Source organism: Gryllotalpicola kribbensis (assembly GCF_039538245.1).
Taxonomy (GTDB): domain Bacteria; phylum Actinomycetota; class Actinomycetes; order Actinomycetales; family Microbacteriaceae; genus Gryllotalpicola; species Gryllotalpicola kribbensis.
Window position 1 is genome coordinate 106,585 of sequence record NZ_BAABBX010000010.1, and the last position, 13,842, is coordinate 120,426.

The following is a 13,842-nucleotide window of genomic DNA, read 5'->3' on the forward strand; positions in this document are numbered from 1 at the left end:
TTGAGACATGGCACGTCCACTTCAGACGGAGACCGACAAGCGGCGGGGTCGCGCGGTGCGCATCGCGATCGGGGCGATCGCCTGCATCCCCCTGATCTACGGCGGCGCGCTCGTGTGGGCCAACCAGGACCCGACGCACCGCCTCGACAAGATCCCCGCCGCGGTCGTCGACCTCGACCAGCCGGTCACGCAGAACGGCACGACCGTCGATGTGGGCAAGCAGCTGGCGCACGAGCTCGTCACGGACGACGCCGACAACGACTTCGACTGGGTCGAGACGGATGCCTCGGCCGCGCGCGCCGGGCTGAAAGACGGCACCTACCTCGCCACCATCACACTTCCGAAGGACCTCTCCGCCAACGCCGCGTCGCTCGGCTCGGACACGCCGCTCGACGCGGCCGCCTCGAAGGTGACGATCACGACCGACGACGGCCACAACTACATCGTCGGCGTCGCCTCGAAGACCGTCGGCCTCGCGATCTCACAGTCGGCCGCCAAGTCGGTGTCGCAGCAGTACCTCAGCCAGATCTACGCCGGCTTCAACCAGATCGGCGGCAAGCTCGGCGAGGCCGCCGACGGCGCGAAGCAGCTCGCCTCGGGCGCCGGATCGCTCGAGTCCGGAACCACGACGCTCGTGACCGGCGCGCAGCAGAGCGCCACGGGGGCATCGCAGCTCGCCTCCGGCCTCGGCACGCTGTCGTCGGGGGCGCAGTCTCTCAAGAGCGGAACGGCACAGGTATCCTCGGGCGCCTCGACGCTGTCGAACGGAGCCGGGCAGCTCGCCGGAGGCGCCGACACCCTCTCGAGCGGTCTGACGGACCTCAAGAACCAGACCACAGGACTGCCGGACTCGGCGAGCCAGCTGAACAGCGGCGCCCAGGCACTCCAGAAGGGGCTGGCCGGCTCGGGCACCGCGAGCGACCCGGGGTACACCGGCGGCGTCGACCGACTCGCCGACTCGTGTGCGACCATCGCGGCGAACCCGCTGACGGCCGCGGACCCGATCGCGGCACAGCTGTGCGACGGCATCAATCAGGTCGCCGGTGCGAAGAGCGCGAGCGGCTACGCCAACAGCGTCGCCCTGCGCACCGGGGCACAGCAGCTCGCGACCGGCACCTCGAAGCTGAGCGCGCAGGCGCCCGCCCTTGCGAACGGGATCGCCCAGGCATCCGCCGGCGCCTCGCAACTGGACAGCAAGCTGCATGACGCGGCCTCGGGCGCGCAGACGCTCGCGAGCGGGGCGCAGCAGGCCGCGAGCGGGGCGTCGCAGCTGGCCTCGGCCGCCGCGCAGGCCCACAGCGGCGCGCAGCAGCTCGCCACCGGCACGGCGCAGCTCGCGGACGGGGCGAAGAGCCTCGATGCGGGAGCGCAGCAGCTGAGCTCGGGCTCGAGTCAGCTGGCCGACAAGCTCGCCGAGGGCAAGGCATCCGTGCCCAGCTACGACGACGCGGAGAAGACGCATCTGAGCGGTGTCGCCGCCCAGCCGATCTCGCTGGCGGAGACGAAGCTGCACAGCGTGCCGAGCTACGGCTACGGGCTCGCGCCGTACTTCCTGGCGCTCGGGGCGTGGGTCGGCGGGCTGTCGATCTACATGATCCTGCGGGCGATTCCGCACCGCGCGATCGCGGCCGGCCGCCCCGGCTGGCTCGCCGCGCTGCTCGGCTACCTGCGCGGCGCGTGGATCTCGCTCGTGCAGGCCGCTCTGCTGTACCTCGTCGTGACGCTCGGCATCGGTGTGCACCCCGCCCACCCGGTCGGCCTCGCGCTCTTCATGGGCCTCACCTCGCTCGCATTCACCGCCGTGAACCACACGCTCATGGTGCTGTTCGGCAGTCGCGGGCGGTTCCTCGGGCTGATCCTGCTCGTGCTGCAGGTCGCAGCGGCCGGGGCCACGTATCCGATCCAGACCACGCCCGCGTTCTTCCAGGTGCTGCACGGGCTGCTGCCGCTGACCTACGGCGCGAATGCGATCCGCTCGCTGATCGCCGGCGGGTCTGCCGGGGTCTCGACAGGGGTGGTCGTGATGGTGTGCTGGATGTTCGCGGCGCTCGTCATCTCGGTCGGCGCGACGGCGCTCAGGCACAAGAGGAACTCGGAGCTGCTGCTGCCCGACTTCGCGATCTGACCCCGCCCCCGGAAGTCCCCCCGCCCCCGAAGTGCCCTACCACCCCCGAAGTGTGAGTTCGGGTCCCCGTAGCCGCCAACAGTGAGCCCTAACTCACACTTCGGGGGAAGAAGGGAAGGAAGGGAAGCGAGGAAGGGAAGTGCAGCGGGTGAGACCGCGGGCTCAGCCCCCGACGATGTGCATCGCGCGGGCGGCATCCGTGATCGCCCCCGAGATCGACGGGAAGACCGCATAGGCCTTCGCCACGTCGTCGACGGTGAGGCGGTGCTCGACGGCGAGCGCGAGCGGGAAGATGAGCTCGCTCGCGCGCGGCGCGACGATGACGCCGCCGATCACGGTGCCCGAGCCGGTGCGGGCGAAGAGCTTCACGAAGCCGTCTTTGATGCCCTGCATCTTGGCGCGCGCATTGGTCTGCAGCGGCAGCTTGTAGATCTCGCCCTGGGCGATGCCGTCCTCGATCTGCTTCTGCGACCAGCCGACCGTGGCGATCTCAGGCTGGGTGAAGATGTTCGAGGTGACGTTGCGCAACTCGATCGGCGTGACGGCGTCGCCCATGGCGTGGAAGACCGCGGTGCGGCCCTGCATGAAGGCGACGGATGCCAGCGGAAGGACGTCGGAGCAGTCGCCCGCCGCGTAGATGTTGGGAACGGAGGTCCGCGCGACCCGGTTCACCCGGATGTGCCCGCTGGGCGCGAGCTGCACCCCGGCCTCCTCGAGGCCGATGCCGGCCGTGTTGGGGATCGAGCCGACCGCCATGAGGCAGTGCGACCCCTCGACGGTGCGGCCGTCGGTGAGGGTGACCAGCACGCCCTCGTCGGTGCGCTCGACCGTCTCGGCGCGCGACTTCGAGAGCACGGTCATGCCCCCGCGGGTGAAGACGTCCTCGAGGATGCGCGCCGCATCGGAGTCCTCGCCCGGCAGCACCTGATCGCGGCTCGAGACGAGGGTGACCTTCGCACCGAGGTTCATGTACGCCGAGGCGAACTCGGCGCCGGTGACGCCGGACCCGACGACGATGAGGTGCTCGGGCAGGCTCTTGAGGCCGTAGAGCTGCGTCCACGTGAAGATGCGCTCACCGTCGGGCTTCGCCGTCGGCAGCTCGCGCGGGCTCGCGCCCACGGCGAGCACGATCGTGTCGGACTCGATGCGGTCGAAGTCGGTGCTGCCGCGGCCGGTGCCCGTCGAGACCACGACGGTGCGCTCGCCCTCGAGCCGCCCCACGCCGTCGATGATGTTCACGCCGGCGCGCACGAGCTCCGAGCGCATGTCCTCGCCCTGCTGGCGCGCGAGCCCGAGGATGCGCTTGTTCACGGCCGCGAGGTTGACGGCGATCTCGGGGCGGTGCGGGCGCTGATCCTCACCGCGGGTGAAGAACTGCACGCCGAGACCCACCGCATCGGGGATGTTCTTCGCGGCCTCGGCCGTCGCGATCAGCGTCTTCGACGGGACGACATCGGTGATGACCGCCGAGCCGCCGATGCCGGAGCGCTCGACCACCGTCACATCGGCGCCGAGCTGGGCGCCGGCGAGCGCCGCCTCGTAGCCGCCGGGGCCGCCGCCCACGATCGTGATCCGCTGCTTCCGCTCGAATTCGAACGCCATGGCCCCAATCTTGCCAGTTCGGCGGGGGCGCCCGGGCGGGCAATAGACTCGCGACATGCCCGACGCCTCGATCCTGGACCTTCCCGAGACCGACCCCTTCGACATCGCCCACCAGGCAGCCGAGCAGATCGCCGAGAAGACCGGCATCGCGAAGCACGACATCGCCCTCACCCTCGGCAGCGGCTGGGGCAAGGCGGCCGACCTGATCGGCGAGACCGTGGCGACCGTTCCCGCCACAGAGGTGGTGGGCTTCCGCAAGCCGGCGCTCGAGGGCCATGTCGGCACGCTGCGGTCGATCGCGCTGCCGAACGGCAAGCACGCCCTCGTCATCGGCGCGCGCACGCACTTCTACGAGGGGCACGGAGTGCGGCACGTGGTGCACTCGGTGCGCACGGCCGCCGCCACGGGCGCATCCGTCATGGTGCTCACCAACGGCGCGGGCGGCATCAAGCCGCACTGGCAGGCCGGAACGCCGGTGCTCATCAGCGACCACATCAACCTCACCGCCTCGAGCCCCCTCGAGGGCGCGACCTTCATCGACCTGACCGACCTCTATTCGGCGCGCCTGCGCGAGCTCGCGAAGAGCGTCGACCCGAGCCTCGACGAGGGCGTCTACGTCCAGTTCCGCGGGCCGCACTACGAGACCCCGGCCGAGGTGCAGTTCGCGAAGACGATCGGCGGCCACATCGTCGGCATGTCGACGGCGCTCGAGGCCATCGCCGCCCGCCAGGCCGGCATGGAGGTGCTGGGCCTGTCGCTCATCACCAACCTCGCCGCCGGCATCTCGCCGACCCCGCTCTCGCACGCCGAGGTGATCGAGGCCGGCCAGGCCGCAGAGCCGGTGATCTCGGCGCTGCTCGCGAAGATCGTGGGGCAGCTGTGAGCGATGTCGAGAGCCGTGGGGCGGATGCCGTCGTCGACGCGGCCCGCGCCTGGGTCGCGCAGGACCCGGATGCCGAGACCCGTGCAGAGCTCGAGTCGCTGATCGCGAGTGCGGCCGACGGCGACGAGGCCGCCCTCAGCGAGCTGCACGCGCGGTTCGACGAGCGCCTCGCCTTCGGAACGGCCGGCCTGCGCGGCGAGCTCGCCGCCGGCCCGAACCGCATGAACCGCGTGCTCGTCACGCAGGCCGCAGCGGGTCTCGCCGCCTACCTGCGCGAGAAGCGCGGCGACGAGGCATCCGTCGTCATCGGCTACGACGGCCGCAAGAACTCGCGGGTGTTCGCCGAGGACTCCGCCGAGATCTTCGCGGGCGCCGGCGTGCGCACGACGCTGCTGCCGCGCTTGCTGCCGACGCCCGTGCTCGCCTACGCCGTGCGCCACCTCGACGCCGCGGCCGGCGTGATGGTGACGGCCTCGCACAATCCGGCCCGCGACAACGGCTACAAGGTGTACCTCGGCGGCGACGACCACGGCTCGCAGATCGTGCCGCCCGCCGACGCCGAGATCGCGGCGCACATCGCGGCTGTCGCCGCAGCGGGCCCGATCACGAGCCTGCCGCGCTCGAGCGACTACGCACTTGCAGACGAGTCGCTCGTCTTCTCGTATGTCGCGGCCACGGCGGCCGTTGCCGGCGAGCTGCCAGAGGGCACGAGCCTCGACGTCGTGTACACCGCCATGCACGGCGTCGGGTGGGACACCGCCTCGCGCGTCTTCGAGGCCGCCGGGCTGCCGGCTCCCGTCAGCGTCGCCGCCCAGCAGGAGCCCGACGCGGCCTTCCCGACCGTGTCGTTCCCGAACCCCGAGGAACCGGGCGCGCTCGACCTCGCCATGCAGACCGCCCGCGAGCACGGCGCCGAGCTGATCATCGCGAACGACCCGGACGCCGACCGCTTCGCCGTCGCGATCCCCGACCCGAGCGCGGAGGGCGGCTGGCGCCGCCTCTCCGGCAACGAGGTGGGCACGCTGCTCGGCTGGGCGGCCGCCGAGGAAGAGGCCGGTGCGGCGCACGGCGCCCACCGCGAGAAGGGCGTGCTCGCGTCGTCGATCGTGTCGGCCCCGGCGCTGGGCGAGGTCGCCGCCCACTTCGGGCTCGACTACGTCGCGACGCTCACGGGCTTCAAGTGGATCTCGCGCGCCCCCGGGCTGCTGTTCGGCTACGAGGAGGCGCTCGGGTACCTCGTGAACCCCGAGACCGTGCGCGACAAGGACGGCATCTCGGCAGCGGCGCGCTTCCTCGCGCTCGCGCTGCGCTGGAAGGCCGCGGGCCGGACGGTGGCCGACCAGCTCGAGCTCATCGCCGCTCGCATCGGCCATTTCGCGAGCGGCCAGATCTCAGTGCGCGTCTCGGATCTCTCCGAGCGCGGCCGCATCATGGACCGCCTGCGGGCCGAGCCGCCGCGCGAGCTCGGCGCTGCCGCGGTCACGTCGTTCGACGACCTCGCGACGGGCGTCGCCGGGCTGCCCGTGGACAACATCCTGCGCGTCCTGACCGCGGACGGGTCGCGGGTGATGATCCGCCCCAGCGGCACCGAGCCGAAGCTGAAGGTCTATCTCGACGTGCGGGGCGATTCCGGGGCGGATGCCTCGGCCAGGCTGGCCGCGCTCGATGCGGCGCTGCGCCCCCTGCTCGTGCCCTGAGTTCTGAGGGGTTCTGCCGAGGACGCGTGGGTCTGCTAGGCGCCGAGGACCCGGCGCACCTCGTCGGGCGTGGACGCGGCGCACAGCGCAGGGATCGCCTGCGGGTCGTTGAACACGTTCGCGATCTCGGCGACGAGGCCGACGTGGGTCTCGGGGCTCACGCTCGCGATGCCGACGACGACCGAGACCGGGTCGTTGTGCGGGTGCCCGAACACGACGGGCTCGGCGAGCGTCACGACCGAGAGGCCGTCGCGCAGCACGTCGCGGCCGGGGCGCGCGTGCGCCAGGGCGAGCCCCGGGGCGACGACGATGTAGGCGCCGAACTCGTCGACCACGCCGATCATGCGGTCGGTGTAGGACGCAGTCGCGGCGCCGCTGCGCACCAGCGCGTCGCCTGCGCGGCGCATCGCCGCCCGCCAGTCGCTCGCCTCGACGTCGAACTCGATCGCGTGGTCGGGAAGCTCGGGCAGGGGCATGGATCGATTTTATCGAAGACGGCGAGGTCTTCTACACGGCGTCGAAGCCGACGGCGATGCGGTCGATGAGCTCCTCGCGCTCTTCGATCGGCAGGAACGCGGCCGCTGCGGCGTTGAGCTGGAACGTCTCGAGGTCGTCGAGCCGGTAGGCGAAGGCGTCGGCGAGCAGCGACAGCTCTCGGCTGAGGCTCGTGCCGCTCATCAGGCGGTTGTCGGTGTTCACCGTGACGCGGAAGCCGAGCTGGTAGAGCAGGTCGAACGGGTGCTCGGCGAGCGTCTGCCCCCACTGCGCGATCGCGCCGGTCTGCAGGTTGCTGGTCGGGCTCGTCTCGAGCGCGATCTCGCGGTCCTTCACCCACTGGCTCAGCAGGCCGAGCGAGACATACGTGTTCTCGTCGTCCTGCCGCTCGATCAGCAGATCCTCGGCGAGACGCACCCCGTGACCGAGCCGCAGCGCGCGGCCGTCGAGCAGTGCCGAGCGGATCGACTCGAGCCCGTCGGCCTCGCCCGCGTGCACGGTGACGGGGAACCACTCGGACGCCAGGTAGTCGAACGCCGCGCGCATGCTCGACGCCGGGAACCCGGCCTCTGGCCCCGCCGTGTCGAACCCGACCACGCCGCTGTCGCGGTGCCGCACGGCGAGCCGGGCGACCTCGATCGCATGCCCCGGGTTCTGCCTGAGGCTCGACAGCAGCTGGCCGATGCGGATGTAGCCGCCGGCCGCCTCGACCTGCGCGACGGCCTGGTCGATGCCGGACTGGACGGCGTCCACCGCCTGGTCCAGGGTGAGCCCGCGCGTGAGGTGCTGGTCGGGAGCCCACCTGATCTCGCCGTAGATGACGCCGTCGGCGTGCAGATCCTCGACGAACTCGCGGGCGACCCGTGCCAGGCCCTCGGCGGTCTGCATCACGCCGACCGTCACGTCGAAGGTCTTGAGGTACTCGACCAGGCTGCCGGCCTCCGAGCGGCTCTCGAACCACGTGCGCAGCTCGTGCGGCTCGGTCGCGGGCAGCTCGAGGCCGAGCTCGTCGGCCAGTTCGATGATCGTCTGGGGGCGCAGGCCGCCGTCGAGGTGGTCGTGCAGGCTCACCTTCGGCAGCGCGTTGATGCTGACGCCGTCGAGCAGATAGTCGAAGTCGGGTGCGCTCATCGCACCCCTCCTCTCGAGGGGCGCCGCTGCGCGGGCACGGCCGGCGCCGTCATCGCCCCAGCCTCTCCACGACGAGCGGCGACGGGGTGTGATCGGATGCCTCCCCGATCGCCCACGCCCCGTCAAGCGCCTCGAGCGCACGGTCGAACCGTGCCGCGTCATCGGCGGCCAGCGTGAAGAGGGGCTGGCCGGCGGCGACGCTGTCACCCGGCTTGGCGTGCAGCTCGATGCCGGCGGCGTGCACCACGGGGTCCTCCTGCCGGGCGCGGCCGGCACCGAGCCGCCAGGCGGCGATGCCGAACGCGAGCGCGTCCTGCTTGGTCAGCACCCCTGCGCGCGGCGCGGTGACGGTGTGGGTCTCACGCGGCTCGGGCAGCGCCGCGTCGGGGTCGCCGCCCTGCGCGGTGACGAAGGCGCGCCACTGGTCCATCGCGCGGCCGTCGGCGAGCGCGGCCTCGACGTCGGCATCGGGCTGGCCGGCGAGGGCCAGCATCTCGCGCGCGAGGGCGATCGTGAGCTCGACGACGTCGGCGGGGCCGCCGCCCGCGAGCACCTCGACCGACTCGCGCACCTCGTTCGCGTTGCCGATGGTGAGGCCGAGCGGCACGTTCATGTCGGTCAGCAGAGCGGAGGTCGCCACGCCGGCATCCGTGCCCAGCTCGACCATCGTCTGCGCCAGCTCGCGGGCCTTCGCGAAGTCCTTCATGAACGCGCCGGAGCCGAACTTCACGTCGAGCACCAGCACGCCCGTGCCCTCGGCGATCTTCTTGCTCATGATCGACGAGGCGATGAGCGGAATCGCCTCGACGGTGCCCGTCGTGTCGCGCAGCGCGTAGAGCTTCTTGTCGGCGGGCGCGAGGCCGGCGCCGGCGGCGCAGATGACGCCGCTCACGGGGCCGGCGAGCTGCGCGAACACCTCGTCGTTCGTGAGCGAGGCGCGCCAGCCGGGGATGGACTCGAGCTTGTCGAGCGTGCCGCCGGTGTGGCCGAGGCCCCGGCCCGACAGCTGCGGCACGGCGACGCCGAAGGATGCCACCAGCGGCATGAGCGGCAGGGTGATCTTGTCGCCGACGCCGCCGGTCGAGTGCTTGTCGGCGGTCGGCTTGCCCAGCCCTGTGAAGTCGAGGCGCTCCCCCGACGCGACCATCGCCATCGTGAGGTCGCGGATCTCCTGGCGCGTCATGCCGTTCAGCAGGATCGCCATCGCGAGCGCGGACATCTGCGAGTCGGCGACGTAGCCGCGGGTGTACGCGTCGACCAGCCACTCGATCTGGGCGGTGGTGAGCGTGCCGCGGTCGCGCTTGGCGGCGATCAGCTGGACTGCGTCGAAGGGTTCGACTGTCATCAGTTGGAGTACTCCTCGAGGGTTCGGGGGCCGAACGCGTCCGGCAGGACCTCGTCGATCGTCTTCACGCCCGACACCGTCTCGAGCAGCATTCCCGGCGCGGAATGCTCGAACAGCAGCTGCCGGCAGCGCCCGCACGGCATCAGCACGGCGCCGTGCCCGTCGACGCAGGTGAAGGCGACGAGCCTGCCCCCGCCGCTCATCACGAGGTCGGAGACGAGCGAGCACTCGGCGCACAGCGTCACGCCGTACGACGCGTTCTCGATGTTCGCGCCGCGCACGATGCGGCCGTCGTCGACGATCGCGGCGGCGCCGACGGGGAACCGCGAGTAGGGCGAGTAGCTCTTGCCCATGGCATCCGTCGCGACCGCGCGCAGCGCGTCCCAGTCGACGGATGCCGAGCTGCCGTTACTTGACATACGGCTTCCCACTGGCGGCCGGGCCGCGAGACTTTCCGACGAGACCCGCCACGGCGAAGATCGTCACGAGGTAGGGCAGCATCAGCAGGAACTCGCTCGGCACGGGCGAGCCGATGATGCCGAGCGTGTTCTGCAGATTGGTGGCGAAGCCGAACAGCAGGGCGGCGAGCGTCGCGCGGATCGGGTCCCAGCGGCCGAAGATCACCGCGGCGAGGGCGATGTAGCCCTGGCCCGCCGTCATCTCCTTGGTGAAGATGCCGACAGAGCCGAGGGTGAAGAACGCCCCGCCGAGGCCCGCCACGGCGCCGGCGAGCGAAACGTTCCAGAACCGCGTGCCGTTGACGTTGATGCCGACCGTGTCGGCCGCCTGCGGGTGCTCGCCCACCGCGCGCACGCGCAGGCCCCACTTCGTGTGGAACAGCCCGAACCACACCGCCGCGACGGCCACGTAGGCGATGTACACGATGATCGAGTGGTCGAAGAAGACCGGGCCGATGACCGGGATCTCGGACAGGCCGGGGATCGGCAGGTCGGGCAGCGTCATCCGCGTGTTCAGATGCTCGGGGTCGGCCGCGAGGATCTTCGTGTAGCCGAAGTTCGTGAGGCCGGTCACGAGCACGTTGATGACGACGCCGACGATGACCTGGTCGACGAGGTACTTGATCGCGAAGGCCGCGAGGATGAACGCGACCAGCACGCCGGCGACGGCCGCGGCGACGAGGCCGAGGGTCATGCTGCCGGTGGCAGAGGCGACGAGCGCCGAGCAGAACGCGCCGCCGAGCAGCTGGCCCTCGATGGCGACGTTCACGACGCCGGCCCGCTCGCCGATGACGCCGCCGAGAGCGCCGAACACGAGGGGCACCGACAGCGTCACCGCGCCGAGCAGCAGCGAGGTGACGGGCAGCGGGCGGTCGCCCTGAGCCGCCCACGCGAGGAATCCGACGATGAAGACGACGGCGAACAGCGCCGTGAACCACATCGGGACGCGCACGCCTCTCGCGACCGCGGCCCAGCTGAGCAGGGCCATCACGACCGTGACGATCGCGAGCACGATGCCGACGGGCGCGGACGGCACCGTGAGGTCGGGGATGCGGAAGAAGTCCTCGCTCTGGCTGAACCGGAACTCGGTGTGCCCCGAGCGCGCGAAGACGATGAACAGCACGACGGCGCCGAGGGCGAAGACGCTGAGCGCGATCGGCACCTTCCAGCTGCGCACATCGACCTTCTCGAGGACGATGGGCGCGGCGTCGGCGACCGGGGCGGTGGTGGTGGTCAAGGCTCAGGCCTCCTTCGCGACGGTGCGGTCTGCGCCGGCCGCGCGACGCGAGCGCCGCGGGGCGCTGCCCGGCGTGGGCAGGCCGAAGATGGCCCGCACGAGCGGCGGCGCCGCGATGAACAGGACGATGAGCGACTGCACGATGAGCACGATGTCGATCGGGATGCCGTTCGCCGCCTGCATGACGTAGCCGCCGGACTTGAGCGCGCCGAACAGCAGGCCCGCGACGAACACGCCGAGGGGCCGTGAGCGGCCGAGGAGTGCGACGGTGATCGCGTCGAAGCCGAGGCCCGCGTCGAAGCCCGAGGAGAAGCCGCCCGGCGTCGTGGCGAGCACCTGGTTGACACCCGCGAGGCCGACGAAGCCGCCGGCGATCGCCATGCCGTAGATGTACATGCGCTCGACCCCGATGCCCGCGGTGCGCGCGGCGCTGGGGTTCTCGCCGACGGCGCGGAAGCGGAAGCCGAGGTTCGAGCGGTTCATCAGCCACCAGTAGGCGAACGCCGCGGCGATCGCGAGCACGAACGCCCAGGTCACCGTGTAGCGGATGCCGAACAGCCCGGGCAGCTGCGCCGCCTCGGGGATCGCGGGCGACTTCGGGTTGTTGGTGCCCGGCGCCTGCAGCGCACCCGGGGTGCGCAGCAGGAACGAGATCAGGTAGAACGCGACGTAGTTGAGCATGATCGTGACGATCACCTCGTGCGCGCCGGTCTGCGCCTTGAGCCAGCCCACGATGCCCGCCCAGACCGCGCCGCCGACGATACCTGCGACGATCGCGACGATGAGCGCCAGCGGGAACGGCATCGGGAAGGACCAGGCGACCCAGCCGGCGAAGGCGCCGCCGATGAGGATCTGGCCCTGGCCGCCGATGTTGAACAGTCCGATGCGGAAGGCGAGCGCGATGCCGAGCCCGCCGAAGATCAGCGGCGTCGCCGCGCTCAGCGTGTTCATCAGCGGCTGGATTCCGGCCGAGAAGGTGAACGCGCCGGTGTTGAAGATCGCGCCCTGGAACAGCGACGTGTACGAGCCGCCGACCGCCGACCAGATGGCCCGGAAGGTGTCGCCGGGCCGCGCGAAGAAGTAGCCGGAGGCCTGCTGCACGCCCGGGTCCGTCAGGGCGATGAGCACCGCGCCGACGACGAGGGCGAGGAACACGGCGAGCACCGAGATCACGAAGCTGCCGCCCATGATCTCGCGCAGCGCCCGCTGGCCCCGCGTGGTCACCGCGGGCTGCGGGGCGGTCGCGGGCTGCTGAGGCGCGGCTGCCGAGTCGGCCGGGGATGCCTGCTGCGGGGCATCCGACGTGGTCTCTGCCTTGTTCGTGGGGTCGCTCATCACGCAGCCTCCCCCGCGAGCTCGGGCGCCTCGCCCGCCATCATCAGTCCCAGCACGTCGCGGGGCGTGTCCCCCGGCACGATGCCGACGATGCCGCCGCGGTACATGACGGCGATGCGGTCGGCGAGCGCGACCACCTCGTCGAGCTCGGTCGAGACGACGATGACGGGAACGCCCTCGTCGCGGGTGGCGACGATGCGCTTGTGCACGAACTCGATCGAGCCGACGTCGAGGCCGCGCGTCGGCTGCGCCGCGACGAGCAGGCGCAGCTCGCGAGACAGCTCGCGCGCGAGCACGACCTTCTGCTGATTGCCGCCGGAGAGCCGGCCGACGTGGGTCTGGATCGACTGCGCGCGCACGTCGAACTCCTTCACCTTCTCTTCCGCGAAGGCGTTGAGCGCCTTGGTCTGCAGGTTGGCCCCCTTGACGAACGGCGCGCCCGACGAGCGGTCGAGCATGAGGTTCTCGGCGATGGTGAACTCGCCCACGAGGCCGTCCTCGTTGCGGTCCTCCGGCACGAAGCCGACGCCCGCGTCGAGCACCTGCCGCACGCCCTTGCCGACGAGCTCGGCACCGTCGAGGGTGATGGAGCCGTCGACGCGGGACTGCAGGCCGAGCAGCGCCTCGGTGAGCTCGGTCTGCCCGTTGCCCTGCACGCCGGCGATGGCGAGGATCTCACCCTCGTGCACCTGGAAGCTGACGTCGTTCACGACCTTCTGGCCGAGGGCGTCGAGCACCGTCAGGTGGTCGACCACCAGCGCGGCATCCGCCGGCTTGGCCGGCTCCTTCTGCACCGTGAGCTCGACCGCGCGGCCGACCATGAGCGAGGCCAGCTCGGAGTTGCTCGCGGTGGGCGAGGCCTCGCCCACGACCTTGCCCAGGCGGATGACCGTGATGCGGTCCGCGACCTCGCGGACCTCGCGCAGCTTGTGGGTGATGAAGACGATGCCGGTGCCCTGCTCCTTGAGCTGGCGCATGATGCCCATCAGCTCGTCGGTCTCCTGCGGGGTGAGCACGGCGGTCGGCTCATCGAAGACGAGCACCTTGGCGTCGCGGCTGAGCGCCTTGATGATCTCGACACGCTGCTGCACGCCGACCGGCAGCTGCTCGACGATGGCGTCGGGGTCCACGTCGAAGCCGAAGCGCTGCGAGATCTCGCGCACCTTCGCGCGAGCCGCGGCGAGGTCGAGGCGGCCGAGGCCCTTCGTCTGCTCGTGCCCGAGCATCACGTTCTCGGCGACCGTGAACACCGGGATCAGCATGAAGTGCTGGTGCACCATGCCGATGCCCGCCTTCATCGCGTCACCGGGGCCGGCGAAATGCTGCACCTCGTCGTCGAGGAGGATCTCGCCCTCGTCGGCCTGGTACAGGCCGTAGAGCACGTTCATCAGGGTGGACTTGCCCGCACCGTTCTCGCCGAGCAGGCAGTGCACCTCACCGGGTTCGACGGTGAGGGAGATGTGATCGTTGGCGGTGAGGCTTCCGAAGCGCTTGGTGATGCCGCGCAGTTCGAGCTTCATACGGGAAACGCTAC

The 13,842-nt window shown here is 71.2% G+C and carries 11 protein-coding genes; 3 read left to right on the plus strand and 8 right to left on the minus strand.

What is annotated here, in order from left to right; genetic code table 11:
- Positions 1-7: 7 nt before the first annotated feature.
- Positions 8-2,125, plus strand: coding sequence for a YhgE/Pip family protein (locus tag ABD716_RS06950; RefSeq protein WP_344775196.1), 2,118 nt, complete (start codon positions 8-10; stop codon positions 2,123-2,125).
- 162 nt (positions 2,126-2,287) lie between these two features.
- Here the strand turns inward: ABD716_RS06950 and ABD716_RS06955 are convergent, their stop codons facing one another.
- Positions 2,288-3,727 carry an NAD(P)H-quinone dehydrogenase gene (locus ABD716_RS06955; RefSeq protein WP_344775198.1) on the minus strand — a complete coding sequence of 480 codons (1,440 nt, stop codon included), beginning with the start codon at positions 3,725-3,727 and terminating at the stop codon, positions 2,288-2,290.
- Between the two features lie 55 nt (positions 3,728-3,782).
- Here ABD716_RS06955 and ABD716_RS06960 point away from each other — a divergent pair, with 55 nt between their 5' ends.
- Together ABD716_RS06960 and ABD716_RS06965 are read left to right on the plus strand one after the other, a co-directional pair.
- Positions 3,783-4,610: a purine-nucleoside phosphorylase gene (locus tag ABD716_RS06960; protein ID WP_344775200.1), complete on the plus strand. Its 828-nt coding sequence runs from the start codon at positions 3,783-3,785 to the stop codon at positions 4,608-4,610.
- Entirely contained in the window at positions 4,607-6,307 is a 1,701-nt protein-coding gene (locus tag ABD716_RS06965; RefSeq protein WP_344775202.1) for a phospho-sugar mutase, read from the plus strand. The genes ABD716_RS06960 and ABD716_RS06965 overlap by 4 nt, the downstream gene beginning before the upstream one ends.
- A gap of 35 nt (positions 6,308-6,342) precedes the next feature.
- Here the strand turns inward: ABD716_RS06965 and ABD716_RS06970 are convergent, their stop codons facing one another.
- Genes ABD716_RS06970 through ABD716_RS07000 form a run of 7 tightly spaced genes read right to left on the minus strand, consistent with a single transcriptional unit; the run spans position 6,343 to position 13,828 of the window.
- Complete coding sequence (locus tag ABD716_RS06970) at positions 6,343-6,783, minus strand: PTS sugar transporter subunit IIA (protein ID WP_344775204.1); 441 nt, start codon at positions 6,781-6,783, stop codon at positions 6,343-6,345.
- 31 nt (positions 6,784-6,814) lie between these two features.
- Positions 6,815-7,933: an adenosine deaminase gene (locus ABD716_RS06975; protein ID WP_344775206.1), complete on the minus strand. Its 1,119-nt coding sequence runs from the start codon at positions 7,931-7,933 to the stop codon at positions 6,815-6,817.
- 49 nt (positions 7,934-7,982) lie between these two features.
- Complete coding sequence (locus tag ABD716_RS06980) at positions 7,983-9,278, minus strand: thymidine phosphorylase (protein WP_344775208.1); 1,296 nt, start codon at positions 9,276-9,278, stop codon at positions 7,983-7,985.
- A complete protein-coding gene (locus ABD716_RS06985) occupies positions 9,278-9,697 on the minus strand; it encodes a cytidine deaminase (RefSeq protein WP_344775210.1) in 420 nt (139 codons plus the stop codon). Before ABD716_RS06985 ends, ABD716_RS06980 begins: the two co-directional genes overlap by 1 nt.
- Positions 9,687-10,973, minus strand: coding sequence for an ABC transporter permease (locus ABD716_RS06990; RefSeq protein ID WP_344775212.1), 1,287 nt, complete (start codon positions 10,971-10,973; stop codon positions 9,687-9,689). The genes ABD716_RS06985 and ABD716_RS06990 overlap by 11 nt, the downstream gene beginning before the upstream one ends.
- Positions 10,974-10,976: 3 nt before the next feature.
- Positions 10,977-12,308 carry an ABC transporter permease gene (locus tag ABD716_RS06995; protein WP_344775214.1) on the minus strand — a complete coding sequence of 444 codons (1,332 nt, stop codon included), beginning with the start codon at positions 12,306-12,308 and terminating at the stop codon, positions 10,977-10,979.
- Positions 12,308-13,828 (minus strand): ABC transporter ATP-binding protein, encoded by a 1,521-nt coding sequence (locus tag ABD716_RS07000; protein ID WP_344775216.1) that lies wholly within the window; start codon positions 13,826-13,828, stop codon positions 12,308-12,310. Before ABD716_RS07000 ends, ABD716_RS06995 begins: the two co-directional genes overlap by 1 nt.
- Positions 13,829-13,842 lie beyond the last annotated feature (14 nt).